Origin of the sequence: Streptomyces sp. NBC_00370, from assembly GCF_036084755.1 — a bacterium.
GTDB lineage: Bacteria > Actinomycetota > Actinomycetes > Streptomycetales > Streptomycetaceae > Streptomyces.
In genome coordinates this window covers 7,357,070-7,378,365 of the sequence record NZ_CP107968.1, presented here as the reverse complement: position 1 = coordinate 7,378,365, position 21,296 = coordinate 7,357,070, and the positions used below count along the sequence as shown (strand labels likewise).

Below are 21,296 nucleotides of genomic sequence, written 5' to 3'. Positions count from 1 at the left end.
GCGGTGTGATGCTCCGTCAGGTCCCGGATGCGACGGCGGTTTTTCTCCCTTTTGATGGTTCATGACCCCGGTCGGGGATCGCCGAGCCACGAAGGAACACCGTCATGGACGACACCCTGCCCGCTCGCACCGGCAGCCCGGGAGCCGGTCTGACCGTGCCCGTGGTGGTCCGGGACGCACCGTCGCGGCGCCCGGCGGACGCGGCTCCGCCGCAGTGGCACCGGGGCGTCACCCTGCTGGCGGTCATCAGTCTGTTCATCGGTACGCGGGGCGCCTGGACCCGGGCGATGACGGTCCATCCGCCGGTGGCCGCCGTCATCTCGGTCTGCTACCTGGGCATCCTGGTCTGTGGCGTGCTCACGCTGGCCGTACGCGGCCGCCGCGCGCTGACCCGGGTGGACGCCGGTGTGCTGGGACTGGCCATGACGCTCGCGATCTGCGGCTATCTGCTGCGCAGCGACGGTACGGACGAGGGTGTGCTGACCGCGCAGGCGGCGCTGGAGATCCTGCGCGGCCACACGATCTACGACCGCCCCTGGCCGTGGCTGTTCGGCGGCCCGCACGTCGGCCTCACGAAGACCATGTCCGGCGGCGCGGATCTCACGTACGCCTATCCCCCGCTGGCCGCGCTGCTCACCGCGCCCGTGCGCGCCTTCGTGCCCTTCGCCTCCGCGGCCACCGGGGTGACCATGGCCGCCCTGCTCGCCGGTACGGTCACGCTGTGGCGGCTGCTTCCCGCGCCGTGGCGGTCGGCGGCGACCGCCGTCTGTCTGGGCTTCGGGCTGCTGCCCGGCTACGCCCGTTCCGGCTATCCGGCGATTCTCGCCCTCGCGCTGCTCGTCCCGGTGGTGGTCCGCTGGCAGACGACGGGCGCGGGCGGCCGGCTCGGGCGGTACGGGGTGCTGCGCGCGTGCTGTCTCGGCGCCGCGTGCGCCAGCCAGCAACTGGCCTGGTTCCTGCTGCCGTTCCTGCTGATCGGCCTGCACGCGGTGTGGCGCGGTGAGCTGGGCGGCCGGGCGGCGCTCGCCCTGCTGGCCCGCTACTGCGGCCTCGCCGCGCTGACCTGGCTGCTGATCAACGCGTACTTCATGGTGCTCGATCTCCCCGCCTGGTTCGACGGCACGCTGCTGCCGCTCACCCAGGGGGCGATCCTGCACGGCCAGGGCGTCATGGGCATCTCGTACTACATCACCGGCGGCAGCTCCCGGCTGGACTTCTACTCCTACGCGGCGTTCCTGCTGCTCCTCGGCCTGCTCGCCGCGGCTCTGCTGTTCGTACGCAGGCTGGGGCCCGCGCTGACCGTGCTGCCGTGGCTGGCGTTCTACGCCGCCACCCGTTCCCAGGACGGCTACTTCCTGCTGATGACACCGCTGTGGCTGGCTGCCGCCGCGACCGTTCCCGCTGCCGCGTTCGCGACGGCGTGGCAGCCCGCGCTGCCACGGATCAGCGGCATCAGGGGTGGCAGGGGTTTCAGGGGTGGCAGGGGCTTCAAGGCGCGGGTCGTGGTGACGGTGGCGCTGCTGCTCCCTTCGGTGCTGTGTGCGGGTGTCGCGGCGCTGAGCCCGGCGCCGCTGCGGATGAGCGCCGTACCCCGGTTCGCCGAGCGTCCTGGTCTGTCGCGTCCGGTCGTCACCCGTGTTGTGGTGCGGGCGGTGAACAGGTCGGGCAGCGCGCTGGAGCCGCACTTCGCCAGCCGGGCCGGCCAGGGCGCCTCGGACTGGTGGACGGTCCGGTCGGGTCCCGCGCGGCTCGCTCCGGGCGCCGCCGGGTCGTACGTCCTGACACCACCCGGCGGCTTCAGGGAACTGCCGGGCGGCAGACATCCCCGTATCCATCTGATCGCGGTCACCGGAACGCCGATGACGATCAGCTCACTGCGGCTCAAGACCCCGTGACGATCCGGGCCTTCTTGCGGTTGCCCCAGGTCCTGTCGGTGGGATCTAGCCGACCAGTGTGTTCGACCGCAGGCCGAGGGCTTCGCGGCCCGCGTAGCGCGCCTGGCCGCCCAGTTCCTCCTCGATGCGAATGAGCTGGTTGTACTTGGCGGTGCGGTCGGAGCGGGAGAGCGAGCCGGTCTTGATCTGGCCGCAGCCGGTGGCCACGGCGAGGTCGGCGATCGTGGTGTCCTCGGTCTCGCCCGAGCGGTGCGACATGACGACGGTGTAGCCGGCGCGGTGGGCGGTGGCGACGGTGGCCAGCGTCTCGGTGAGGGTGCCGATCTGATTGACCTTCACCAGGATCGAGTTGGCGACGCCGTCCCTGATCCCCTCGCGCAGCAGCGTCTCGTTGGTGCAGAAGACGTCGTCGCCGGTGAGCTGGCAGCGGTCGCCGAGCCGCGACGAGAGGAGCCGCCAGCCGTCATGGTCGTTCTCGGCCATCGGGTCCTCGATCGAGGCGACGGGGTAGCGGTCGACGAGCGAGACCAGGTAGTCGGCGTGCTCCTCGGTGGTGCGGCGTACGCCCTCGCCCGCGTAGTCGTAGACCCCGTCACGGAAGAACTCGGACGTGGCGGGGTCCATCACCACGGTGATGTCGGTGCCGGGCTTGTAGCCGGTGCGCTCGACGGCCCGTACGACGAAGTCCAGCGCCTCCTCCGCGGTCCGCAGGTTCGGTGCGAAGCCGCCCTCGTCGCCGACGCCGGTGCTGTGGCCCGCGGCGATGAGGTCGCGACGCAGGGTATGGAAGACCTCCGAGCCCATGCGGACCGCTTCGGCGAAGTCGGCTGCGCCGATGGGCGCGATCATGAACTCCTGGAAGTCGAGCGGATTGTCCGCGTGCGCACCGCCGTTGACGATGTTCATCATCGGAACGGGCAGCAGGCGCGCGTCGACCCCGCCGACGTAGCGGTAGAGCGGCAGCCGATGGGCCTGCGCCGCGGCCTTGGCGGTGGCGAGGGAGACGCCCAGGATCGCGTTGGCGCCGAGTCTGGCCTTGTCGGGGGTGCCGTCCAGGTCGATCAGCGTGGCGTCCACCGTTGCCTGGTCCTCGGCTTCGAGGCTGACGACGGCGTCGGCGATGACCTCGTTGACGGCGTCGACGGCGCGGCGGACGCCCTTCCCGTGGAAGCGGGTCGGGTCGTCGTCGCGCAGTTCTGCGGCTTCCCTGGCGCCGGTCGACGCTCCGGACGGCACGGCGGCGCGGCCGGTCGAACCGTCGACGAGTTCGACGTCGACCTCGACGGTCGGGTTGCCCCGGCTGTCGATGATCTCGCGGGCCACGATGCGGGTGATGGCGGTCATGGTGCTGCTCCTCACGATCGGCGGATACGACGGAGTGTAAGTTCCCACCCGAAACAAAGTGAGTTCCGGAAAGGAACGTACTATGGGTGGATGAGGATGCACAACGCTGACGAGAACTGCGGCATCGCGCAGGCCGCCGTCGTGACGGGTGACTGGTGGAATGTGCTGGTGCTGCGTGAGATCGCGCGCGGGCACGTACGGTTCGACGCGCTCGCCACCGAACTCGGCCTCTCCCGGAAGGTCCTCACGGAACGGCTCGGCAGGCTCGTCGCGCGCGGGGTGCTGCGCCGCACGCTCTACCAACGGCGGCCGGTCCGCTACGAGTACCTGCTCACGGACTCCGGACTCGCGCTGCTGCCCCTGCTCGTGGCCATGCAGGACTGGGGCGACCGCTGGGTGCTCGGCGACGGGAGCACCACGGCCACGGCGGCGGAGGACAGCGCCGAACACGCGCGGGTGCACGGCCTGGTCGGCAGCCGGCTGCCCGCAGACCTCGAACTGACCGGCGCCGACGGCAAGGAGCACGCCGTCGTCGCGGCGGAGGCCGCGTCGACCGTCCTCTTCAGCTATCCCGGCACGGGTGTGGACTGGGGCGACGAGCCGATCCCCGGCGCGCCCGGCTGCACCCTGGAGAACCGGCTGTTCCGCGACGCGTGGCCGCGATTTCGCGCCGCAAACGCGGCCGTGCACGGCGTCAGCACCCAACTCCCGCACGAACAGGCCGCGTTCGCGCGCGCGGAGTCGGTGCCCTACCCGCTTCTCTCCGACGCCCAGCAGCGGCTGGCGGCGGCCCTGCGCCTGCCGACCTTCCGGGGCGCCGGCCGGCTGCGCCTCAAGCGACTTGTCCTCGTCGTGGACGCCGAACGGACCGTACGGCACGCGCTGTTCCCGGTGGACGACATACCGGGGGCGGTCGACCAGGCACTGAGCTGGGCGGTCGCGGCGCGGGTACGGTGACGCCGCCGCGTACCGTCACACCGTCAGTCGCGCTCCAGCGCGGTGCAGACGCAGACCTTGTTGCCTTCCGGATCGGCGAGCACGGTGAACGCAGGGGCCCCCGCGTCGTCGACCACACTCCCCCCGGCCGCGACGGCGGCGGCGATCCGCTCGTCGGCCACCTCGGGCGCCAGCCACAGGTCGAAGTGCCAGCGCTGGCGCGGGACCGGATGCGGACCGGTCCGCTGGAACCACACGCTGGGCACCCGGCTCGTCGGGTCGAAGACCGTGCCGTACACCGTGTTTCCCGGCTCACCGGTGAGCAACGCGGACCAGAACGGCCCCACCGCCCCTTCGTCGGCGGCGTCGAGCGCCAACTCGACCTGCGCCACCTGGCCGGGGACGGCGGTCAGCCCGCGCTCCCGCGCGAGCCCGCTGACGGTACGCGCGAACTCGAGGTCGGCCGCCGTGACCCACCGCGCGCCGTTGGTGTCGTCGACGGTGAACACCACCACGTCGACGAACCCGTCCCCCAACCGAACCTCCGGCACACACCGCCCGACCGCCACGGCCGCCTGAACGACTGCGCCGACGAAAGCCGCCCCACCGACGGCGTCGGCGGGGCGGTAGCGTGCGGCAATGGGTTGAGCGAGCTTGCGCCAGTCGCCGAGGTCACCGGCGACGGCCGCGAGGATTTCCGGAGTGCTGAGCCTGTCCATGGGATGCCATGGTTCCAGCCGCTGCCGGATGGTGCGAGTGGGCGGGACCGTTCAGGCGGTCGGGTGCCATCCCAGGGCCGGGCCGAGGTGGGTGGCGATGTCGGTGAGGATCTGGACGTAGTCGTCGTGGTCGAAGGTGAAGGGCAGCGCGAACGCCACCTCGTCGATCTCCCGGAAGGCGGCGTGTGCGTAGAGCTGTTCGGCGATCTCGGCGGAGGTGCCGACGAGGTCGCGGGCGAACAGCATGCGGGCGGGGCCCTGCGGTGCGGCCGTGCGTGGCGTTCGCTTGCGCGCGAACTCCTCGTACTTCGCGCGCTGTTCGGGCGAGGCGGAGTCGGTGGGGATGACGACGAGCCCCTGCGAGACGCGGGCGTTGTCGCCGTCGGGGTGGTGGGCGCGGAAGGTGCGGATGTGTCCGCGCTGGATGTCGGCGAAGTCCTCGGACTCCTCCGCCTTGACCACACTGCTGGTGAGGAAGTTCATGCCGTGCTCACCGGCCCACTGCGCCGAGCGCGTGCTGGCTCCGCCGTACCACATGCGCCGGCCGAGACCGGCGGACTGGGGCTGCACCCGGTCGGAGAAGACCTCGAAGCCCTCGGTCCCGGCCGAGTCGGTGGCGGGCGCGCCCCGTACGAAGTCCAGCAGCCGGCGCACGCGGTCGTAGCTGAAGTCCTCGGTGTCGGCGGTGTCCGGGTAGAGGGCCGGCTTGACCCGGTCGTAGTGCATGGGCGGCCCGACGCTGACGCCCGGGTTGAGCCGGCCGCCGGACAGCAGGTCGACCGTCGCGAGGTCTTCGGCCAGCCGCAGCGGATTCTCCCAGCCCAGCGGGATGACGGCGGTGCCCAGCTCGATACGGCGGGTGCGCTGCGAGGCGGCCGCCAGGACGGCGACGGGCGAGGAGATGCCGTACTGCAGATGGCGGTGGCGCACCCACGCGCTGTCGAAGCCGAGCCGCTCGCCGAGTTGGATGATCTCCAGCGTCGACTCGTGGCCGCGCCGGGGATCGGCCTCGTCGAACAGTCCGATGGTCAAGAACCCCAGTTTCCGCAACGGCTCCGACGGCAGCGGCACGGGCTCCTCCAACGTCCAGGTCAGGGCAGGTTCGACACCATCCTGCCAGGCCCCGTCGTGGACCGGCGCCGTACCCCTGACGCCCGTGCGGGTGGTACAGGCCCATGAGGCCCGTACCACCCGCACCGCCGTATCGGGTTGTGCCACCCGCGTCAGCTCACGCTGTCGCCAGCGTCAGGCCGAAGGTGTTGAGGATCTCGTTGATCGGCTGGTGCCAGGTCTGGCCGCCGCTCGTGCAGTTGCCGAAGCCGCCGGAGGTCACGCCCTGGGCCTGGTCACCGCTGATGAACGAGCCGCCCGAGTCGCCCGGTTCGGCGCAGACGCTGGTGCCGGTCATCTGGGTGACGGCGCCCTGCGCGTAGTTCACGGTCTCGTTCGTGCCGAGGACGTTGCCGCAGTGCCAGTGCGACGTGGAGCCGGACCGGCATATCGAGGCACCGATCGGGGCCTCGGCCGAGCCGCGCACCAGCTGGTCGGGGACCGTGCCCCAGCCGAGGACCACGGGGACGGTCCACCAGCCGTTGCCGACGCTCACCCAGGCGTAGTCGTTGCCGGGGAACGAGGAGCCCTGGAAGGAGCCGATGGCCGAGCCGTCCCAGCCGCTGACGCCGGCGCCGGCCTGGCCGCAGTGTCCGGCCGTCACGAAGCCGCCGTTGACGGAGAAGCCGATCGAGCAGCGGACGTTGCCCGTGTAGTACGGGTCACCGCCCACGGTGCCCGCGGAGAAGGTCTTGGGCGCCTGCGGCGTCTCCTTGACCGTGACGGGCCCGGTCTTCCTGGCCTTCGCGAGGAACGCCTGGACGTCGCTGTCGGACTTGCGCGCGGTGACGACGTCGACGACGACCCCGTTGGCCTTGGGGTCGACATGCCAGCCGGCCACGCCGGACGGTGCGGAGAGGGCGTCGATCTTCGCCTTGGCCGCGTCGAGTTGACGAGCGCTGCGGGTCACGAGCCGCACCGTGGCACCGGTGGCCCGTACCGCGTCGGCCCGCTCTTCGCCGGTGACGGCGACGGTCAGCCGGTTGGTCTTCGCGTCGAACCACGAGCCGCCGTAAGACGAACCTGCGGCGGTCCTGGCCTTGCCCTGGGTGGCTGTCGCCGTCTTCTCCGCGGCGAGCCGCGCTTCGGCCTGGGGCGCCGTGAGGCCCAAGTCCCGTTGCATGGCGGCGAGCAGGCCGTTGGACACCTGCGTTTCGGAGGTGACGGCGGAAGAGGAGGAGGGGGAATCCGCGGCGGCGGCCGGGACGAGCCCGGCGGTCGCCCAGGTACCTAGGAGGAGGAGTGCGGACAGTCCTGTGCGGACAACTGTCATGCGTCTCAAGGGTTCGACCCTTCTGGTGTTCCAGATGTGTGGGGGTGGAACAGCAGGCATCTCTGAGCGCTCCGTGGAGGATGCCGTTCCGGACGATAGCCCAGAGACTTGATCAGGTCCATGCCAATTCCAACGTTGTTAAAAGTCTGCGCAAATCCCCGTCCCGGCAGGCAGCAAGCCAGCCCGTCGTCCTGGAGCATGGATTCATCGGACTAATCCGTGCGCGAAGCCTTGTAATCGTTAATTAGTAGATTTAGCTTGACCGATGGCTCAGCCGCCCCCAGCCACGCATCCCAGCGCGCGCCCCAGCCGCGTACCGCGTAGACATGAGCAGGAGACATCGCCCGTGACCTCTTCCCAGCCACTCCCCTCGCCCCCCAGTCGTCGGACCTTTCTCGCCGCAGCGGGGGCCGGATCGCTGGCCGCCTTCGCCGGGCTGCCGACGTTCAGCGCCGCGGCGGCGGAACCCGACCGGCCCTCCGGCGACCCGCTGGTCCCGGCCGGCCGGGCAGTCACCCTGTGGTACCCGGCGCCCGCCGACCCGGCCCGCATGATCCAGGAGGGGCTGCCGATCGGCAACGGACGGCTGGGAGCGCTGGTCGGCGGCGACCCCGCCGAGGAGACGCTGTACGTCACCGACGGCACCCTGTGGACCGGCGGCCTCAACGACGTCCTCGACGCCGACGGCCAGTTCCCCTACGAGCGCGTCCAGTTCGGCTCGTTCACCCAGCTCGCCCACCTGACGGTCGCCGTGCCCGGCCATACGCCCGACTCGGTCACCGACTACCGCCGTACGCTCGACCTGAGCAACGGGCTCGTCACGGCCTCATACCGGCAGGGCGGCGTCACGTACCGCCGCGAGGTGTACGCCAGCCACCCCGACGACGTCGTGGTGGTCCGCATGACACAGAGCGGCAAGGGCCGTTACACCGGCAGTGTCCTGCTCGCGGGCACCCACGGCGAGAGCGTCACGACCGACAGGTCCACCACCACGGCGAGCCTGTCGGCGGCGCTCGACAACGGGCTGCGGTACGCCGGGGTCGTCACGGCGACGAGCAGCACCGGCCGGGTGACGGTCTCCGGCGGCCGGCTGACCTTCACCGACTGCGCCGACCTCACCGTGGTCTTCAGCGGCGGCACGAACTACTCCCCCGACGCGGCCCACGACTACCGCGATCCCTCCCTGCGGCCCGACAGCCTGGCGCTGCGGAAGGTGCGCGCGGCCCTGCGGCACACGCCCGCGCTGCTGCGCGCCACCCATGTCGCCGACTACCAGCGGCTGTTCGACACGATGTCCCTCTCCCTCGGCGTCTCCGACGCGGACCAGCGGGGCCTCGACACCTGGCGGCGCCTCACGGCACGCGCGGCGCAGGACGCGGCGCCCGACCCGGAACTGGAAGCGTCGTACCTCCAGTTCGGCCGGTACCTGATGATCTGCGGATCGCGCGACAGCGTGCCGCTCAACCTCCAGGGCCTGTGGCTGGACGGCAACGACCCGGACTGGATGGGCGATTACCACACCGACATCAACGTCGAGATGAACTACTGGATGGCGGACCGGGCCGGGCTGTCTTCGTGCTTCGACACGTTCACCGACTACTGCGTCTCCCAGCTCCCCTCGTGGTCCGACGTGACGGCCAGAACGTTCAACGACCCGCGCAACCGGTTCCGTAACTCCTCGGGCAAGCTCGCGGGCTGGGCCATCGCGTTCTCCACCAACATCTACGGCGGGTCGGGCTGGTGGTGGCATCCTGCTGCCAACGCCTGGCTGTGCAACACCCTCTTCGAGCACTACGAGTACACCCAGGACACCCGGACGCTGGCCCGGATCTACCCGCTGCTCAAGGGCGCCTGCGCGTTCTGGGAGGCCCGGCTGATCACCACCACGGTCGACGACCCCGACGCGCCGTCCGGCACACGTGAGGTCCTCGTCGACGACAAGGACTGGTCGCCCGAGCAGGGGCCGCAGGACTCCATCGGCAACACCTACTCGCAGGAGCTGGTGCACGCCCTGTTCGGCAACTACCGCACGGCGGCCGGGATTCTGGGCAAGGACCGGCAGTACAGCGAGGTGATCGGCGGGCTGCGCGACCGGCTCTATCTGCCGCGCGTCAGCCCCACCACGGGCTGGCTGGAGGAGTGGATGTCGCCGGACAACCTCGGCGAGACCGAGCACCGCCATCTCTCGCCCCTGATAGGCCTGTTCCCCGGTGACCGGATCCGCCCCGACGCCTCCCCCGACACGATCCTGGCGGGCGCGCGCAAGCTGCTCACCGCGCGCGGCATGGACAGTTACGGCTGGGCCAACGCGTGGCGTGCGCTGTGCTGGGCGCGGTTGAAGGACGCGGAGACCGCGTACCGTCTCATCGCCACCAACCTGCGTCCCTCGACCGACAACTCGAACGGCACCGCGGCCAACTTCTTCGACATCTACCAGGTCGAGGAGACCCGGAGTATCTTCCAGATCGACGCCAACTTCGGTACGCCCTCGGCCATGCTGGAGATGCTGGTGTATTCGAGGCCGGGCCGTGTCGAGCTGCTTCCCGCGCTGCCCAAGGCCTGGGCGGCGTCCGGGCATGTGACGGGCGTGGGCGTACGCGGCGGCTTCGTCGTGGACCTGCGGTGGCGCGAGGGGCGGGTGGAGGAGGCCGTGCTCCGCAGCGTCGGCGGCCGGACCACCACCGTGACGGCCGGCGGCGCGTCCCGTACGGTGCGGCTCGCCGAGGGAGGATCCGTCACACTGCGGAACTTCGGCTGACCGACCGAGGACTGACGGCTGACCGCTACGGGGCCTCGGCCGAGGGGCGGTTCCGGGATGCCCCGGGACCGCCCCCGACGCTCACGAGGGCCTACTCGGCTACGCGGCTACTCGGCGACGCGCACCGCGCCCGACGGACAGAGCATGCCCGCCTGGCGTGCCGCGGCGAGGTCGTCGCCGCCGGGGTCGGCGGCGAGTACCGTCACCACACCGTCGTCGTCCTGGTCGAAGACCTCCGGCGCCGTCATGGCGCACAGGCCCGCTCCCACGCAGACCCCTCGGTCGGCTGTCACACGCATGGCTGGTCCTTTCGCCGTGGTCACCAGGTGACCGGGAGTTCGTTCACGCCCTGGATCGTCGTACCGGGCCGCAGCGTCAGCCGGTCGACCGGCACCGCCAGCCGCAGGTTCGGCAGCCGCTCGAACAACGCGCCCAGGATGACTTCGAGTTCGAGCCTGGCCAGGTTCTGGCCGAGGCACTGGTGCACCCCGTAGCCGAACGACAGGTGGTGGCGCGCGTCGCGCCGTACGTCGAAGGTGTCCGGCTCGGCGAAGACAGAACCGTCCCTGTTGGCGATGGAGTTGGTGACGATGACGCCCTCGCCCGCCTTGATGTGCGCCCCGTCGATCTCGATGTCGGCCGTCGCGACACGTCCCCCGGCGATGTCGGCGATCGCCAAGTAGCGCAGCAGCTCCTCGACGGCGCCCGGCACCAGCGCCGGATCGGCGCGCAACGCGTCGTACTGCTCCGGGTGTTCGAGCAGCGTGACGACGCTGAGCGAGGTCATCGACGCGGTCGTCTCGTGCCCCGCAACCAGCAGCAGGATCGCGGTCGCCACCAGCTCGTCGCGGTCGATCGTGCCCTTCTCCAGCTGCTCGGTGATCAGGGTGCTCAGCAGACCCGGTCCCGGCTTGCCGCGCAGGGTTTCCACCAGACCGCTGAGGTAGCTCTCCAGGTCGTCCCTGGCGCCGCTCGCCCCTGCCGCGTCCGTGGACTGGATCAGCCGCCTGCTCGCGTCCTGGAAGAAGTCGTGGTCGGCGTAGGGCACGCCGAGCAGCCGACAGATCACCAGGGACGGCACGGGCAGCGCGAACTTGCTGACGAGGTCGGCGGGCGGTCCCGCGGCGATCATCTCGTCCAGGAAGCCGTGCACGATCTGCTCGACGTCGGCCCGCATGCCCTTGATCCGCCGGACCGTGAAGTCGCTGATGGTCATGCGCCGCTTCGGCCCGTGCTCGGGCGGGTCCAGGCTGATGAAGGCCTGGGTGCGGTCCCGGATGCTCACCACCCGCTCGGAGGTCGCGGGGAAGTCCAGATGCGTGCGGTCGGACGACAGCCGTGGGTCGGACAGGAGCTTGCGCGCCGCGTCGTACCCGGTCACCAGCCAGGCCTGCCGGCCGTCGTAGAGGGTGACCCGCTGTAGCGAACCCTCCTGGCTCCGGAGGTCGTTGTACTGGTCGGGCAGGTGGTACGGGCAGGTGCGGTCGCTGGGGAAGGCGGGGGCGCCTGATGGGGGCGTCGCAACGGTCTCGGTCATCGTTCCCTCGCTGTTCTCGACGCTTAAAGAACGGTCAGTTCTCTAATCGGAGGCTAGGCTGAGTGACCTGATGTTCACAACGGGTGATCGATAAATGGCTGGGAGTCATGCCCTCAATCAACGGGGACGCGCTGGACCTGCCGGTCGGCGACCATCGAAGAAACCCTCGCCGCAGGGGCGAGGCGCTGGAGAACGCCATCCTGACGGCGGTCCTCGAAGAACTCGCCGAGGTCGGTTACGCCAGACTGACGATGGAGCGCGTGGCCGCGCGGGCCCGTACCGGCAAGGCCACTCTGTACCGCCGCTGGCCCGGCCGCGCCGAGCTCGTGGTGGACGCCTGCGCGGCCAACCGGCTCTCCGAGGCCGATGTTCCCGATACCGGTGTACTACGCACCGATGTCCTCGCGGCGCTACGGCAACTCTCCGCCAAGTTGGCCACCTCGCACGGCGACCTACTCCGCGGGCTGCTCACCGAGATCATGCACGACCCCGAATTCGCCCGGCTGGTGCGCGAACGGGTGCACACCGCGGGGCCGGGGCCGATCCAGGGCGTCCTGTGGCGCGCCGTCAGACGCGGCGAACTCGCTTCGTGGGTGCCCGCGTCCCGGCGGGCCGGGGTGGCGGTCGACCTGCTCCGTAACCATTACCTGCTGTACGGGGCCCCGATCCCGGAGAGTGTCATCACTGAAATTGTCGACGACGTCTATCTGCCTCTCCTGCTCGCCCCGCCGACCGCCCCGCCGACCGCCCCGCCGACCGCCCCGGGGGACGAGGCGTAGGAGCGGCAGGACACCGGTCACTCCTCAGCGTCGCGGACCAGCAGCGCGATCTGCACCCGGTTGTCGACCGACAGCTTGGTGAACAGGCTGCTGGTGTGCGCCTTGACGGTGGCGACGCTGATACGCAGCCGCACGGCGATCGCCGCGTTGCCCAGCCCGTCGGCGATGGCCCCCGCCGTGTCGCGTTCCCGTTCGGTCAGGGTGGACAGCCGTGTCCGCGCGGCCTCGCGCGACGACCGGCGCGCCTCGGACGACTGCGGCCCGGTGGCCGCGGCGATCACGCGCGCCGTGGCCGCCGGGGAGAGCACGGGGTTCCCCCTCGCGACCGTCCGGACCGCCTCGATGATCTGCGCCGGCGGGGTGTCCTTCAGTACGAACCCGAGCGCTCCGGCGCGCAGCGCGCCGAGCACGAGGTCGTCGGAGTCGAACGTGGTGAGCATGAGCACTCGGGGCGGCGCCGGCCGGGCGAGGAGTTCCTGGGTCGCGCTGAGCCCGTCGCGGCGCGGCATCCGTACGTCCATCAGCACGACGTCCGGCCGCTGCTCCGCCACCACGCTGATCGCGGCGTCCCCGTCGGCCGCCTCGGCGACGACGGTCAGGTCCGGTTCACCGCCGATGACGAGCCGCAGCGCCATCCGCACCAACTGGTCGTCGTCGACGATGACGACTCGCACCAGCTTCCGCTCGCTGTCCACTCATGCTCTCTTTTCGTGCGTGGGGTTCGGCCAGGGTAGTCGCGCGGCGAGCACGTACCCCTTGTCCGGTGTGCGGTGGTGGCTGAGTTCTCCGCCGGCGAGCGTGACGCGTTCGGTCAGACCGAGCAGCCCGAATCCTGAGGCGGGCGCCTGGGCGACGGTCGTGGTGGCGGCCGAGTTGTGCACGCTGACGTGCAGTTCGTCGCCGGCGGTCCCGTCGACGACGATCTGTACGGCTGCCCCCGGGGCGTGTTTGGCGGCGTTGGTCAGTCCTTCCTGGACGATCCGGTAGCAGGTCCGTCCCACGGCGTCGGGCGGTTTCCCCGTCACGGTGGTGGTGAGCGTGACGTCCAGCCCGGACGCGCGGGCCTCGGCGACCAGTTCCGGGATCCGGTCGAGGGAGGGCTGCGGTGGTTCCGGGTGGCCGGGGTCGGCCCTGAGCACGCCGAGGACGTCCCGTAGCTCTTCCAGCGCCTGGTGGGAGCCGTCGGCGATGCCACGGATCAGCACGCGGTTCTCCTCGGCCGTCAGGTCGCCGCGGTGGTCCAGCACGCCGGCCTGCATGGCGACCAGGGAGATCCGGTGCGCCAGCACGTCGTGCATCTCGCGGGCGATCCGGTTGCGTTCCAGGGCCCGCGCCTGCGCCGCCCGCGCGGTCTGCTCCCGCTCCGCGCTCTCCGCCCGGTCCCGCAGGAAGCCCACTTCGACGCGGCGAGCGCCGACGGCGACGCCCATGGCCACCGCGACGCCCGCGCTCAGCGTCGTGAGGGCGAGCTGGAGCCAGATCGACCAGGGCGGGGTCTCGATGGCATAGAGCCGGGCGGTGAACTGCGACGCGCCCACATAGCCCGCCACGACGACCGCGATCTCCACGGGCCGGCGGCGCGTGCCGATCGAGCACATCGCCAGCAGCCCGGCACCGGTGGCGAGCGCCGAGGCCGTCGAGGCGACGGCGACCGTGAAGGCGACGGTGAGCGGGAACCGCCGCCGCCACAACAGCGCCGTCAGACACGCGGCGGCGAGCAGCGGATCGCCGGTGATGAACCAGGACCCCGCGTCGGTCGCGTGCCCGCGGGGCAGCAGCACTCCGGTGTAGAGCCACAGGGGTACGCCGATCGCCGCCGCGGCCGCCAGGTCTGCTGCCACACCCCGAGCCGTGGTGCGACGTCCGTTTCCATCCGTCCATTATCGCGGCGGACGGTACGAGCGATGCGCTACCGGAGGCTGCTGCGACCCCGCCGAAAGTCGGACCGTCTCCTCGACTTTCGGCGGGGGTGCTTCGAGCCGCCGGGCCGATGTGACCGCGGCGCCGGACGGACAGACTTTTTCACCAGGCCGTCCCCCACCGACGCCGTCGGCGCCCGCGTCCGACCACGGCAACCGCGCCCGGAGGAAACCCAGATGCAGAGAGCCTTGTCCCTCGCCCTCGTCGCCACCGCTGTGGCGGCGGCGACCGCGGTGCCGGGGGTGTCGGCGGCGGCGACCCCCGGCGCCGTCCGGTGGGGCGCGTGCCCGGAAGGGGCCGCCGCACCCCGACTGGAGTGTTCGACGCTCGACGTCCCGCTGGACTACCGCCGTCCGGACGGCCGGCAGATCACGATCGCGATCTCCCGGCTGCCGAGCGAGCACCCCTCGAAGCGCCGCGGTGTACTGCTGACCAACCCGGGCGGCCCCGGCGCCGGCGGGCTCAGCTACCCGGCCGTTCTCGCCGCCTCCGGGCTGCCGCAGCAGGTGCGGGACTCGTACGACATGATCGGCTTCGACCCGCGCGGCGTGGACCACAGCACGCGGGTGACCTGTGATCTGACCCCGGAGCAGCAGGCGCGCCGCAACTTCCCGCCGTACGCGCACACCGCGGCCGACGTCACGCGGGAGGCGGGGAACGCGCGGGCCGTCGCCGAGCAGTGCGCCAGCTCGCGGACGGGGTGGATGCTGCCGTACATCACCACGGCGAACACCGCGCGCGACATGGACCGGATCCGGGCGGCGCTGGGCGAGCCCAAGATCTCGTACCTGGGCGCCTCCTACGGCACGTACCTGGGCGCGGTGTACACGACGGCGTTCCCCCGGCGCGGCGACCGGATCGTGCTCGACAGCAACCTGGGCCCCGGCGGTTACGACGTCACGGCCATGCGGAGGTTCGCCCGGGGCATGGAGGAAGTGTTCCCGCAATTCGCGGCGTTCGCCGCCGCGCACCCCGAATACGGTCTGGGCAACACACCGGCACAGGTGACGGCGAAGTTCTTCGATCTCGCGAAGCGGCTGGAGGCGAAGCCCGTCCGGGGCATCGACGGGACGCTGTTCCGCGGCATCACGTTCGACAGTCTCTACAGCGACGTGCTCATGCCCACGCTGGCCAGGACCTGGCAGGCACTCGACACGGACCGGCCGCTGCCGCCCGACCCGGCGCCGCCGAACATGGAAAACTTCATGTCCGCACGCCTGGCGGTCATTTGCGGCGATTCACGCTGGCCGGGGACGGTCCGGGAGTATCAGCGCGATGTCGCGGTCGACCGGGTGAAGTACCCGATGCTGGGCGGGTCTTCGGCCAACATCGGTCCGTGCGCGTTCTGGCCGGACAAGCGGGTCGAACGGCCGGTGCGCATCGGTGACCGGGGCCCGTCGAACGTGCTCATGGTGCAGAACGAACGCGACCCGGGCACACCGCTGGTCGGCGCCCAGGAGCTGCGGCGGGCATTCGGGAAGCGGGCCACGATGGTGACGGCCGACCAAGGCGGACACGGCGTCTATCCGTTCGGCCACAGCACGTGTGCCAACGACGCGGTGACCACATTCCTGACGACGGGACAGCGCCCGACGCGGGATCTCGCCTGCCCGGCGGCGCCGGGCACGTAGCGGCAACGAAGGCAATGTCCGACAAGTAGCGGAAGTGAAGGCGATGTTGAAGGAATGGCGGCGTGAGCGGACCGCGAAACGGGTCAAGCCCGGGGACGGGCGGGCGCTGAAGCGCTTCCGCTGGTGGCAGTCGCTCAGCCGCGTACTGTTCTATCTGGAGCTGCCGCACAACGACGGCCGACGGACGGTCTACGCCGTGGACGCCAAGCGGTGGGGCGACCAGGGCACGGGCGAGTACAAGGCAGACCTGTACCTGCACGGCAGGCATCACGCCCACTCCAAGGTCCCCGCCGCTTTCCCCGTCCAGGGCGGCGTCATCGAGGTGAGGATGAGCACCTTCGGACTGAAGCGCTGCCACTACGTCACCGCCGATGGAGTCGAACACCAACTCGTCCCGGATCCTCACTCCGCCGAAGGACGCCGCGCGCACCTCGACCGCGCGTATCCCGCACTGAGCCGCTGTATCGGCTTCCTCTCGGCGGCGGTCCTCCTCGTCGCTCTGCTCCTGCTCGTCCCGCAGGTCGCCGAACCACTCACCGAGGTGCCCGCCGTCGCCCGGCGCATCGGCACGTTCACCTCGCCCGTCCGTCTGCCGGCCTGGCTCAACGGCGCTGTCGTGGTCGCCAGTGTGCTGGCGAGCACGGAACGGGCGCTGCGGCTGCGCTACAGCCGGCTGCTGGACGGCGCGGCAGGCTGACCCCGCAGGAAGACCGAGACCCGTCGCAAGACCGAGAGTCGTGCACTCAAATTGAACACAGATACTGATCAAAAGGCAAGGTAACGAACACCGTTGATGTTCTGTTTGTTCGAAGATACGGTGTGATGCCTCTGAGCTTGATCTCCCGGGGGCCTGCCTTGTCACGAATACTCGCCGCTGCCGACGGCGTCGCGGTCGCGCCCTCCGCGATGCGGTCGGTGTGGCGTTCGCCGCTCTACCGGGGCGCGACCGTCGCGTTGTTCCTGTCCGGTCTCGGCGCCTCGGCCGCAGCGCCGCAGATCACCCTGTTCCTCGTCGACGATCTGCATGTCTCGCTGACCACGGCCGGCCTGTACTACCTCACGAGCATCACGGCCCCGGTCGCCGGATATCTCATCGGGGCCCGCTCGGACCGTACGGGCAAACGGCTCGGCCTGTTCCGGCTGTGCGCCCTGGCGGGATTCATCGGCTGGTCCGCCATGGCCCTGTCGAACCAGGTGTGGATGCCGTTCGTGATCAGTGCCGTGGTGCTGGCCTTCGCCGGCGCCGCCGGGTCGCAGCTGTTCGCCGCGGTCCACGACGATCTGCGGGCCACCGCCAGTCCGGTCGGCGACGGGATCGTCTCGATCGTGCGGATGGCGCTGACCGCCGGATGGATCGTCGGACCCGTCGCGGGCTCGCTGCTGGCCACCGCCGCCGGTCCGCGCGCGATGCTGGTGGCGACCGGGGTGTGCACCCTCGCGCAGATCGTCCCCATGGGCTTCGCACGCACCCGCCCGGCACCATCCGGCGCACCGGCAGGATCACCCGCCGGCTCACCGACGGCAGCCGCCCCCGAGCCGACCGGGGCCACCCCCGAGCCGACCGCGGCCACCTCCGAGGTGCCGACGGAGACACCCGTCGTACGCCCGGGACAGCGCGTCGCGACGCGGGCCATGCTGCCGCTGCTCGCGTTCACCGGGCTCTACGTGCTCGTCTACGCGGGCGAGCCGATCAAGTACGGCTATCTGACGATCTATATGCACAACGACCTGCGTCTGCCGACGGCCGTCAGCGGCGCGGTGATCGGCATCCAGCCGCTGATCGAGCTGATCCTGATGCCGGTGGCCGTGATCGTCGCCCGCAGGATCGGCATGATGCGCCTGATGATCTTCGGCGCGGCCTTCGGCGTGGGCGCCAACCTCTGCTTCGCCCTGACCGGCGGCGCGGCCGGCATGTTCGCCGGGCAGGTCCTCATGGGCGGAGTGTGGGGGGTCTTCGCCGGCCTCGGGATCATCGTCGCCCAACGCCTGCTGCCCGAGGCCGTCGCGACCGCCTCGGCCGTCTTCATGAGCTCGACCGCCGTCGCCAGCGCCCTCGGCGGGCTGACCGGCAGCCTCGGCGTCGCGGCGCTCGGTCTGCCCCACGTGTTCCTCGCGCCCGCGCTGTACGGCATCGTGGCGACCGTCGGTATCGCCGCGCTCAGCCGCTCGCGGCACGCCGTCGGCTAGCTCCTGTCCGAACGACAGGCCCCAGGACTCGTACCGCGCAACGACGCGCGGGTGCAGGGCTCGTGCGACACCGCTCGGCCCGCGAGTCCGTGGTCCGTCCCCCACTCCTCACATCAAGACGCCGTGAAGGGAAATTCCTGTGCCCTCCTCTCCGCTCTACCTCGACCCCGCTCTGCCCGTCGCCGAGCGGGTCGACGACCTTGTCGGCCGTATGACGCTGCCCGAGAAGATCGGCCAGATGCTGCAGTTGAACGCCAAGGAGGGCGTGCACGTCGTCTCGGACATGCATGTGGGCTCCCTCGTCCATGCCTCCCCCGAGCGCGTCGTCGAGGCGGCCGGACTCACCGAGCAGTCCCGGCTGCGCATCCCGCTGCTGGTGGCCGAGGACTGCATCCACGGCCACTCCTTCTGGGAGGGCGCCACGATCTACCCCACCCAGCTCGGGCTGGCCGCGACCTGGGACGCGGCCCTGGTCGAGCAGGTCGGCAGAGCGACCGCGGTGGAGGCCGCAGCGACGGGTGTGCACTGGACGTTCTCGCCCGTGCTGTGCATCGCACGGGACCTGCGCTGGGGCCGGATCAGCGAGACCTTCGGCGAAGACCCGCACCTCATCGGCGAGTTGGCCTCCGCCATGGTCCGCGGCTACCAGGGCGAAGGGCTCTCCGACCCGACGGCGATCCTCGCCTGCGCCAAGCACTTCGCCGGATACTCCGAGACCCAGGGCGGCCGGGACGCCAGCGAGGCCGACATCTCGCGGCGCAAGCTGCGCTCCTGGTTCCTGCCGCCCTTCGAGCGGGTGGCCCGCGAAGGGTGCCGTACGTTCATGCTCGGCTACCAGTCCATGGACGGCGTGCCGATCACGGTCAACAACTGGCTGCTCAACGACGTGCTGCGCGGCGAGTGGGGTTACACGGGCACGCTCATCACCGACTGGGACAACGTGGGCCGCATGGTGTGGGAGCAGCGCATCCACGCCGACTACGCGCAGGCCGCAGCGGCGACGGTCCGCGCGGGCAACGACATGGTGATGACGACGCCGAAGTTCTTCGACGGGGCGCGGGAGGCCGTCGAGCAGGGCAAGCTCGACGAGGCGGAGATCGACCAGGCGGTACGCCGCATACTCACGCTCAAGTTCGAACTCGGGCTGTTCGAGGACCCGCGCAGGCCCGACCGGGCCCGGCAGGCCGAGGTGATCGGCAGCGCGGCCCATGCCGCGCTGAACCTGGAGACGGCGCGTCGCTCGCTCGTCCTGCTCACCAACGACGGCACCCTGCCGCTGGCGGGCGGATTCACGGCGGGCGCCGACGGCCGGGCCGTCGCGGGGACGGATGCCGCGCCGCGCACCGTCGCCGTCGTCGGCCCCAACGCCGACGACGCCCAGACCCAGCTCGGCGACTGGGCCGGCTCGTCCGGCCAGGCCGACTGGCTCCCCGACGGCCAGCCGCGCGCGATGATCACGACCGTGCTCGAAGGGTTCCGGGCGCATGTTCCCGAGGGCTGGAGCGTGACGCACGCGCGCGGCGCCGACATCCTCACCGTCGACGCCGACCCGGAGGGCGCGTTCTTCCCCGACGGGCAGCCCCGCCCCAAGGTCGTCGTCCCCGCGGATCCGTCCGGGACGCTGATCGCCGAAGCCGTGGCACAGGCTGAGGCCGCCGACTATGTCGTCGCCGTCGTGGGCGACCGTATCGAACTGGTCGGTGAGGGCAGGTCGACGGCGACGCTGGACCTGGTCGGGGGCCAGGTCGCCCTCCTCGACGCGCTCGCCGCGACCGGCAAGCCGCTGGTGGTCGTGGTCATCAGCTCCAAGCCGCTCGTCCTGCCGCCGTCCGCCCGCGAAGCGGCGGCGATCGTGCACGCCTTCAACCCCGGCATGCTCGGCGGACAGGCGGTCGCGGAGCTGGTCCTCGGCCTCGTCGAGCCGACCGGCCGGCTGCCGATCTCCTTCGCCCGGCACGCCGGCCAGCAGCCGACGTACTACAACCAGGTACGCGGCCAGCACGGCACCCGCTACGCGGACCTGACGCAGCGCCCGGCCTTCGTCTTCGGCGAGGGCCTGAGCTACACGACCGTCGAGTACGCGGACCTGGAGATCCGCACCACGGAGCTGACGGCGGACGACTCGGTCCACGCCCGGCTCACCGTCTCCAACACGGGCACACGCCCCGCCCTGGAGACCGTGCAGGCGTACATCAGCGACACGGTCACCTCGGTGACCTGGGCGGAGAAGGAGCTGAAGGCGTACCAGCAGGTGGCACTGGCACCGGGTGAGTCACGCGAGGTCCTGATCGACCTGCCGGTCGCCGCGTGCACGCTCGTGGACGCGGAGGGCGAACGCGTCGTGGAGCCTGGCGCCTTCGAGCTGCTGGTCGGCCCTTCGTCCCGCGACGAGTCGCTGCTGCGGGCGGGATTCACCGTCAAGGACTGACGGCCGAAGCGCGTCCAGGGCCGGTTCCGCACGCCCCCGGAACCGGCCCCGGCTCTGCGCGGGGCCGTGTCAGCGTTTCGGCCATGCCGCGCCTCCGACCGCGCCGAGCCGGCTGACTCCAACGACCGCGAAAGGGGAGTCAGAGACACTAAGGCGCAATGCTGAAGCGGTAGTCGGCACGAGGGAGGCCTGATGGACGGCGCTGTGGCGGGACTGCTGGCCGCTGTGGTGGGTGTGGGCGGCACGCTCGGTTCGGCGTGGCTGACCCAGCGCCGCGCGGACGCCTCCCGCCGCGCGGAATGGGAACGCCTCGACGCCAACCGCCTCGCCGAACTCGCCGCCCAGCGGCTGGAGTCGAGCCTGGAGACCAGGAAGTCGGTGTACACGCAGTTCAACACCGCGGCCCGGCACTACCTGGCTACCCTGAACGATCACGCGCATGTACTGCGCCTCGGGTACGACCCGCAGGAGTCGCTGGCCCTGGTCGAGACGGCTCGCATTGAATACCGCCGCCAGTACGCCGAGGCCCAGATGACCGTGCCGGACACGGTGCTGCCGAAGGTGAGACGGGTCGACATCGGCCTGGGCTCGGTCTACGGGACCCTGGCCCGTATCAGCCACAACACGGCACGCGACGGCGACGACGCCGAAACCGTACGGGACGTGATCACCCAGGGCTGGCGCGACCTGTCCGCGATGCGCGCCACGATGCGTACGGATCTGGGCGTGACCGAGCCGTCGCACGAATAGGCCCCCGGGCTTCACCGGCAACGCGCCCT

The 21,296-nt window shown here is 71.0% G+C and carries 16 protein-coding genes and 1 pseudogene; 9 read left to right on the top strand and 8 right to left on the bottom strand.

Annotation, left to right across the window (positions count from 1 at the left end; genetic code table 11):
* Positions 1 to 104: 104 nt before the first annotated feature.
* Positions 105 to 1,895, top strand: a complete 1,791-nt coding sequence (locus tag OHS57_RS32680; protein WP_328584244.1) for a hypothetical protein — start codon at positions 105 to 107, stop codon at positions 1,893 to 1,895.
* A 45-nt stretch (positions 1,896 to 1,940) separates the two neighbouring features.
* On the opposite strand, the gene eno is transcribed toward OHS57_RS32680, so the two are convergent.
* Positions 1,941 to 3,239 carry a phosphopyruvate hydratase gene (eno, locus tag OHS57_RS32675; RefSeq protein WP_328584243.1) on the bottom strand — a complete coding sequence of 433 codons (1,299 nt, stop codon included), beginning with the start codon at positions 3,237 to 3,239 and terminating at the stop codon, positions 1,941 to 1,943.
* Positions 3,240 to 3,329: 90 nt separating this feature from the next.
* On the opposite strand from eno, the gene OHS57_RS32670 reads away from it, so the two are divergent.
* Positions 3,330 to 4,196 carry a winged helix-turn-helix transcriptional regulator gene (locus OHS57_RS32670; protein ID WP_041993516.1) on the top strand — a complete coding sequence of 289 codons (867 nt, stop codon included), beginning with the start codon at positions 3,330 to 3,332 and terminating at the stop codon, positions 4,194 to 4,196.
* 23 nt (positions 4,197 to 4,219) lie between these two features.
* Here OHS57_RS32670 and OHS57_RS32665 read toward each other — a convergent pair whose 3' ends face one another.
* The 3 genes from OHS57_RS32665 to OHS57_RS32655 form a co-directional block, all read right to left on the bottom strand.
* Positions 4,220 to 4,894 (bottom strand): VOC family protein, encoded by a 675-nt coding sequence (locus tag OHS57_RS32665; protein WP_041993514.1) that lies wholly within the window; start codon positions 4,892 to 4,894, stop codon positions 4,220 to 4,222.
* 51 nt (positions 4,895 to 4,945) lie between these two features.
* A complete protein-coding gene (locus tag OHS57_RS32660) occupies positions 4,946 to 5,965 on the bottom strand; it encodes an LLM class flavin-dependent oxidoreductase (RefSeq protein WP_041993511.1) in 1,020 nt (339 codons plus the stop codon).
* A gap of 157 nt (positions 5,966 to 6,122) precedes the next feature.
* The gene (locus OHS57_RS32655; protein ID WP_328584242.1) at positions 6,123 to 7,277 is read right to left on the bottom strand and encodes a S1 family peptidase; all 1,155 of its coding nucleotides are present in this window, start codon (positions 7,275 to 7,277) and stop codon (positions 6,123 to 6,125) included.
* Between the two features lie 346 nt (positions 7,278 to 7,623).
* Here OHS57_RS32655 and OHS57_RS32650 point away from each other — a divergent pair, with 346 nt between their 5' ends.
* On the top strand, positions 7,624 to 10,035 hold the full coding sequence (locus tag OHS57_RS32650) for a glycoside hydrolase family 95 protein (protein ID WP_328584241.1): 2,412 nt from the start codon (positions 7,624 to 7,626) through the stop codon (positions 10,033 to 10,035).
* 107 nt (positions 10,036 to 10,142) lie between these two features.
* Here the strand turns inward: OHS57_RS32650 and OHS57_RS32645 are convergent, their stop codons facing one another.
* On the bottom strand, positions 10,143 to 10,334 hold the full coding sequence (locus OHS57_RS32645) for a ferredoxin (RefSeq protein WP_041993502.1): 192 nt from the start codon (positions 10,332 to 10,334) through the stop codon (positions 10,143 to 10,145).
* Between the two features lie 20 nt (positions 10,335 to 10,354).
* Positions 10,355 to 11,572 carry a cytochrome P450 gene (locus OHS57_RS32640; protein WP_328584240.1) on the bottom strand — a complete coding sequence of 406 codons (1,218 nt, stop codon included), beginning with the start codon at positions 11,570 to 11,572 and terminating at the stop codon, positions 10,355 to 10,357.
* Between the two features lie 107 nt (positions 11,573 to 11,679).
* Between OHS57_RS32640 and OHS57_RS32635 the strand changes: the two genes are divergently transcribed.
* The gene (locus OHS57_RS32635; RefSeq protein ID WP_328584239.1) at positions 11,680 to 12,351 is read left to right on the top strand and encodes a TetR/AcrR family transcriptional regulator; all 672 of its coding nucleotides are present in this window, start codon (positions 11,680 to 11,682) and stop codon (positions 12,349 to 12,351) included.
* 17 nt (positions 12,352 to 12,368) lie between these two features.
* On the opposite strand, the gene OHS57_RS32630 is transcribed toward OHS57_RS32635, so the two are convergent.
* Positions 12,369 to 13,046, bottom strand: coding sequence for a response regulator transcription factor (locus OHS57_RS32630; RefSeq protein ID WP_328584238.1), 678 nt, complete (start codon positions 13,044 to 13,046; stop codon positions 12,369 to 12,371).
* Positions 13,047 to 14,224, bottom strand: a pseudogene (locus OHS57_RS32625) (sensor histidine kinase).
* A 223-nt stretch (positions 14,225 to 14,447) separates the two neighbouring features.
* On the opposite strand from OHS57_RS32625, the gene OHS57_RS32620 reads away from it, so the two are divergent.
* From OHS57_RS32620 to OHS57_RS32600, 5 genes are all read left to right on the top strand, one after another.
* Positions 14,448 to 15,902 (top strand): alpha/beta hydrolase, encoded by a 1,455-nt coding sequence (locus tag OHS57_RS32620; protein WP_328584237.1) that lies wholly within the window; start codon positions 14,448 to 14,450, stop codon positions 15,900 to 15,902.
* A gap of 43 nt (positions 15,903 to 15,945) precedes the next feature.
* The gene (locus OHS57_RS32615; protein WP_328584236.1) at positions 15,946 to 16,599 is read left to right on the top strand and encodes a hypothetical protein; all 654 of its coding nucleotides are present in this window, start codon (positions 15,946 to 15,948) and stop codon (positions 16,597 to 16,599) included.
* 158 nt (positions 16,600 to 16,757) lie between these two features.
* On the top strand, positions 16,758 to 18,089 hold the full coding sequence (locus OHS57_RS32610; RefSeq protein ID WP_328584235.1) for an MFS transporter: 1,332 nt from the start codon (positions 16,758 to 16,760) through the stop codon (positions 18,087 to 18,089).
* Between the two features lie 139 nt (positions 18,090 to 18,228).
* Positions 18,229 to 20,517, top strand: coding sequence for a glycoside hydrolase family 3 N-terminal domain-containing protein (locus tag OHS57_RS32605; RefSeq protein ID WP_328584234.1), 2,289 nt, complete (start codon positions 18,229 to 18,231; stop codon positions 20,515 to 20,517).
* A 192-nt stretch (positions 20,518 to 20,709) separates the two neighbouring features.
* Positions 20,710 to 21,267 carry a hypothetical protein gene (locus OHS57_RS32600; RefSeq protein ID WP_328584233.1) on the top strand — a complete coding sequence of 186 codons (558 nt, stop codon included), beginning with the start codon at positions 20,710 to 20,712 and terminating at the stop codon, positions 21,265 to 21,267.
* The last annotated feature ends 29 nt before the right edge of the window (positions 21,268 to 21,296 follow it).

Excerpts from the sequence above, each read along its gene's own strand:
- OHS57_RS32680 (WP_328584244.1), top strand. The coding sequence starts at position 105 with ATGGACGACACCCTGCCCGCTCGCACCGGCAGCCCGGGAGCCGGTCTG.
- eno (WP_328584243.1), bottom strand. The coding sequence starts at position 3,239 with ATGACCGCCATCACCCGCATCGTGGCCCGCGAGATCATCGACAGCCGG.
- OHS57_RS32670 (WP_041993516.1), top strand. The coding sequence starts at position 3,330 with ATGAGGATGCACAACGCTGACGAGAACTGCGGCATCGCGCAGGCCGCC.
- OHS57_RS32665 (WP_041993514.1), bottom strand. The coding sequence starts at position 4,894 with ATGGACAGGCTCAGCACTCCGGAAATCCTCGCGGCCGTCGCCGGTGAC.
- OHS57_RS32655 (WP_328584242.1), bottom strand. The coding sequence starts at position 7,277 with ATGACAGTTGTCCGCACAGGACTGTCCGCACTCCTCCTCCTAGGTACC.
- OHS57_RS32645 (WP_041993502.1), bottom strand. The coding sequence starts at position 10,334 with ATGCGTGTGACAGCCGACCGAGGGGTCTGCGTGGGAGCGGGCCTGTGC.
- OHS57_RS32640 (WP_328584240.1), bottom strand. The coding sequence starts at position 11,572 with ATGACCGAGACCGTTGCGACGCCCCCATCAGGCGCCCCCGCCTTCCCC.
- OHS57_RS32635 (WP_328584239.1), top strand. The coding sequence starts at position 11,680 with ATGCCCTCAATCAACGGGGACGCGCTGGACCTGCCGGTCGGCGACCAT.
- OHS57_RS32620 (WP_328584237.1), top strand. The coding sequence starts at position 14,448 with ATGCAGAGAGCCTTGTCCCTCGCCCTCGTCGCCACCGCTGTGGCGGCG.
- OHS57_RS32615 (WP_328584236.1), top strand. The coding sequence starts at position 15,946 with ATGTTGAAGGAATGGCGGCGTGAGCGGACCGCGAAACGGGTCAAGCCC.
- OHS57_RS32600 (WP_328584233.1), top strand. The coding sequence starts at position 20,710 with ATGGACGGCGCTGTGGCGGGACTGCTGGCCGCTGTGGTGGGTGTGGGC.